Source organism: Methylobacterium sp. GXF4 (genome assembly GCF_000272495.1).
GTDB classification, from domain to species: Bacteria; Pseudomonadota; Alphaproteobacteria; order Rhizobiales; family Beijerinckiaceae; genus Methylobacterium; species Methylobacterium brachiatum.
In genome coordinates this window covers 1-909 of the sequence record NZ_AKFK01000107.1, presented here as the reverse complement: position 1 = coordinate 909, position 909 = coordinate 1, and the positions used below count along the sequence as shown (strand labels likewise).

At 62.7% G+C, this 909-nt stretch carries 1 protein-coding gene; it reads left to right on the top strand.

The window, feature by feature from the left end; all coding sequences use genetic code 11:
* Positions 1-183: 183 nt before the first annotated feature.
* Positions 184-810, top strand: coding sequence for a uridylate kinase (locus WYO_RS30360; protein ID WP_244424345.1), 627 nt, complete (start codon positions 184-186; stop codon positions 808-810).
* Positions 811-909 lie beyond the last annotated feature (99 nt).

Here is a 909-nt window from a genome sequence, read left to right as displayed (position 1 = left end):
GGGTGGATTTCTGCCGGTCCGCTTCCGAGCTGCAATACATGGAAGCAGACTTGGCCTTTTAGCGTCCATTTCCCAACTTTAGCGGAAGGAGCTATGGTCAAGCTTCGAAAAGCTGAGGGCCAAGCACCTGTGAGCAGGGCTGAGACACTCGATCCTGTCGTCCAGCGGATCGGACGCCTTCGCTTGGGCCACCCGGTCCGCGTTGCTGTCGATGGTCGAACGGCCTCGGGCAAGACAACACTGGCCGACGAGCTTGCCGCCCTGCTCACCAAACAGGACCGTAGCGTCATCCGAACATCCATCGATGGCTTTCATCGCCCCTGGGTGGAGCGCTACGCACGAGGCCGTCATTCGGCCGAGGGCTACTATCACGACGCACGCGACCTCCCTGCTATCGTCAAGCTCCTGCTCGCACCGCTTGGACCTGATGGAGACCGACGCTACCGCACCGCATCCTTCGACCTCGACGCTGATCGACCGCTCGCGCAGGATGCACAAACCGCCGAGCCAGATGCCATCCTGATCGTAGACGGCACTTTCCTCCAGCGCCCCGAACTACGCGACCATTGGGACGTGGCTCTTTTCGTGCGGACCTCGGCCGAGACAGCCCAGGCGCGCGGACTAGGCCGGGACGCGGGCAAGCTGGGGGGAGAAGCAGCAGCGCTCGACCTCTACGCTAAGCGGTACCGCCCAGCGTATGCGCTGTATGAAAGCTTCGCCGAGCCTGAGGCACATTGTGACGCGATCGTCGACAACGACGATCTCGCGCAACCAGGGCTCTATATCCGGCCGGGCGGACGGCTGGCCTGATACCACTCGTTTTCCGCCGCGATGCGAAGTTGCCGGACAGCTGATGAATGGCTGCTTTCGGGAAGAGCTGACGTCGGTCCCGACGACCGGGTTGGGTCG